The organism is Pseudomonas taiwanensis DSM 21245 (genome assembly GCF_000425785.1).
Lineage (GTDB): Bacteria > Pseudomonadota > Gammaproteobacteria > Pseudomonadales > Pseudomonadaceae > Aquipseudomonas > Aquipseudomonas taiwanensis.
This window is the reverse complement of record NZ_AUEC01000055.1, coordinates 1-3,081: the sequence shown is the minus strand read 5'-3', so window position 1 is coordinate 3,081 and position 3,081 is coordinate 1. Positions and strand designations below refer to the sequence as shown.

At 56.4% G+C, this 3,081-nt stretch carries 4 protein-coding genes and 3 tRNA genes; all 7 read right to left on the bottom strand.

Annotated features, from left to right (window positions below; translation table 11 throughout):
* A partial coding sequence (locus H620_RS26670) for a GTP-binding protein (protein WP_236223339.1) occupies positions 1-176 on the bottom strand: 176 nt, incomplete at its 3' end.
* Positions 177-256: 80 nt separating this feature from the next.
* Positions 257-332 (bottom strand) — tRNA-Thr (locus H620_RS0118710).
* Between the two features lie 28 nt (positions 333-360).
* A tRNA-Gly gene (locus tag H620_RS0118705) sits at positions 361-434 on the bottom strand.
* Between the two features lie 24 nt (positions 435-458).
* Positions 459-542 (bottom strand) — tRNA-Tyr (locus H620_RS0118700).
* A gap of 152 nt (positions 543-694) precedes the next feature.
* A complete protein-coding gene (locus H620_RS0118695; protein WP_023382639.1) occupies positions 695-1,120 on the bottom strand; it encodes a hypothetical protein in 426 nt (141 codons plus the stop codon).
* Positions 1,121-1,127: 7 nt separating this feature from the next.
* Positions 1,128-1,877, bottom strand: a complete 750-nt coding sequence (locus H620_RS0118690) for a pantothenate kinase (RefSeq protein WP_027907858.1) — start codon at positions 1,875-1,877, stop codon at positions 1,128-1,130.
* Positions 1,867-2,826 carry a bifunctional biotin--[acetyl-CoA-carboxylase] ligase/biotin operon repressor BirA gene (gene birA / locus H620_RS0118685; RefSeq protein ID WP_023382641.1) on the bottom strand — a complete coding sequence of 320 codons (960 nt, stop codon included), beginning with the start codon at positions 2,824-2,826 and terminating at the stop codon, positions 1,867-1,869. The genes H620_RS0118690 and birA overlap by 11 nt, the downstream gene beginning before the upstream one ends.
* Positions 2,827-3,081: the final 255 nt, after the last annotated feature.

Here is a 3,081-nt window from a genome sequence, read left to right as displayed (position 1 = left end):
CGCGCTTTTTCTTCCGGAGCCGAGTCGATCTTGTCGAACTCAACGACTGCCGAACCGAAAACTTCGGAGCAGACGCGAGTCAGAGCTGCGGTCAGTGTGGTTTTACCATGGTCAACGTGGCCGATAGTGCCAACGTTCACGTGTGGTAGGGAACGATCAAACTTTTCCTTAGCCATCGATACAATCCTCCGCAGAAGAAAATAGTCACACCGCTGATAAAACAAAGGCAGATATTTTCATATCTGCCTTGTTTATATGGAGCTCTTGAGCGGACTTGAACCGCTGACCTCACCCTTACCAAGGGTGTGCTCTACCAACTGAGCTACAAGAGCGAAACACTTTGTGCAAAACCAGCAAACTTGGAGCGGGTAGCGGGAATCGAACCCGCATCATCAGCTTGGAAGGCTGAGGTTCTACCACTAAACTATACCCGCGGAGCTTGCAGCTCTCGCTAAAACTGGTGGAGGGAGAAGGATTCGAACCTTCGAAGCTCTCGCAACGGATTTACAGTCCGTCCCCTTTGACCGCTCGGGAATCCCTCCAGATGTGGCCGGCATTCTATTTGTCTGCCGTCCTAGTGTCAAGCGTTTTTTCAAATTTTTTCAATCAAATCCGAAGCTTAGCTGCTTTGACACTGCTTCCAGTTCCGCCACCTTGGTGGTGTTCCCTGTGAAGCGGGCGCCATTCTATCAAGCTATTCGCCAGTTGCAATACCCTGGCAGAAAATAATTTTATGTTTTAAGTCCTTGAAATCGTTGGAAAGTGTCGAGAGGACCACAGGGTCCAGCAAACGCTCGCTTTGCGGACTGACCTTGAGCCAACGACCCTCCGCGCCAGCCAGCTGCCCAGACACCGGCACGGCGCTGATATCAAGACTCAACAGACGCTGGCGCAGCTCATCAAGCTCCTCTTGAGTCGCCAGGCCTCCCACCACAAGACACTCATCTCGCCGCTTGGCCGGTGCATTGATCCCCGCCTCCCGCAGTAGACGGATCTCTTGCTGATTTCCCTTGTACAGCGACAGGGGGGCGACTTCCTTGACCTTCAGCGGGGCTTCCTGCTGGTGCCATACGTAATAGACGACGTTAAGCACCACCAACAACAGAAACAACCAACGCATAGGCACCTCAATCCAATGGGCAGGCCATGGCCAGACCGACGAACACCAGGTCAGGCACGACTCGCGCCTGAGGCACGGCATCTCTTACCAGCGGGGCATCCCCGCCTGTGAGAAATACCGCGAAATCATCCCCCCACAAACTACGCGCCTGCTCGAGCTGGGTGCGCGCAAAACCCTGGAGCATGAGCACGCAACCGCGCTCGACCGCTTCAACGGTGGAGCGCCCTGGCGCCAGACTGGTCAGCGCCCGCTCTGCCGATGCATCGTCGTATCGAATGCGACGGGTATGGGTGCGCAGTTGACTGCGCATCAGTGGCATACCGGGGCAGATGTAGCCGCCAAGATGCTCACCATCAGCAGCGACGAAGTCGGCTTTCGCTGCGGTACCAAGGTCGATGACCAAGCAGGCCCCCTTGGCCAGGTGAAAAGCACCCATTGCAGCCAGCCAGCGATCCATGCCCAAGCGCTGGTAATCTTCGTAGCCATTACGCACACCGGACATTTCCTGCGCTGGCTGGGCGACCTGCACTTCAACCGAAAACGCCTGGGCAAGAAGGACGCAAAGCGCTTCAGTTTCGTCCTCACTGCGCACACTGACCATGCGACAGCCAGACAAATGAGCAGATGCCAACGCCGCCACTTGCTCAACCAGGGCCTGGTCGGAGTCGACGATGCCACCCCCTACGATAGTGGCGTCAGTCGTGTGTATGACCCGCCACTTTATGAAACTGTTTCCGCAATCGAGCTCAAGAATCATCACGCAACCTCAAACTGAGCTCTCCGCCACTGAAGCTCTTTTCCACACCATCGACTTCAAGGCGCAAACCGCCCTGCCCGTCCACGCCTAACACCACGCCATCGATCCGGGTGGTGCCAGCAATCAACGATACATTATGCCCTTGCCATAGATGTGCCTGCTCCCACTCTTCCTGGAATGCTGCAAAACCGTATCGACGGTGGCGCGACAACTCATGCTGTAGTTGCTGGGTAAGGGCCGACACCAGGCGATTTCGGTCAATACTTGCACCAAGCTCCCGCCGCATCGAGGTCCAGGCCTGGTCAACCTGTTCGTTGACCTGCATGTTCACATTGATACCAACTCCAAGCACTACGTGGCAGACATCAGCGGGATCGCCGACCAACTCAAGCAGGATGCCAGTAATCTTCTGCCCCCTGACCAGCACGTCATTAGGCCATTTCAGCCCCACCTCTTTCACGCCGAATGCCTGCAGTGTGCGCATGACCGCCAAGCCGACGACCAGACTCAACCCTTCAAGTTGCCGCATCCCACCATCGATACGCAGCACCAGGCTGTAGTAAAGGTTTTCGGCAAACGGACTTACCCACTGGCGCCCACGCCGCCCTCGGCCAGCACTTTGGCGCTCAGCGAGCACCACGAAGGGGGCAACCTGCCCCTGTGTGGCGAGCCTCAAGCCTTCGGCATTGGTGGAGTCGATGGTGTCATGGATGAATACCGGCCATTGTTCCCCCTGGGAAAACTCGGCGATCGCTTGCTCCTCGAGCAACGCCAAGGGCGCGGCGAGTTGATAGCCGCGTCCACGAACCTTGTGGATAGTGAGGTTCAGTTCACTTTCGAGGTGCTGTAGCTGTTTCCAGACGGCACTACGACTCACCCCGAGGGCTGCACCCAAGGCTTCTCCGGAATGGAACCGGCCATCCTTGAGGAGATTCAACAACTTCAGCATGCCAGTCTCGACTTGGAATAAGGCTGGCATGATAGCTATGGGTAATGGGCTTGCATAGGAAAAGGGCCCCGATATAGCGGCCATACGCTCATGAATGGGGCATGAAGGGGGCTGCGCGGCTGATACGCTAAGACGAACTGCGGCCCATGGCACGGCTAGCCTGCGCCAGAAAGACAAAACCCCTACCTGCTCGCGCAGATAGGGGTTTTGCGAAATGAATCTTGACGATGACCTACTCTCACATGGGGAAACCCC

Coding starts and splice junctions, on each gene's coding strand:
- H620_RS0118695 (WP_023382639.1), bottom strand. CDS start 1,120: ATGCGTTGGTTGTTTCTGTTGTTGGTGGTGCTTAACGTCGTCTATTAC.
- H620_RS0118690 (WP_027907858.1), bottom strand. CDS start 1,877: ATGATTCTTGAGCTCGATTGCGGAAACAGTTTCATAAAGTGGCGGGTC.
- birA (WP_023382641.1), bottom strand. CDS start 2,826: ATGCTGAAGTTGTTGAATCTCCTCAAGGATGGCCGGTTCCATTCCGGA.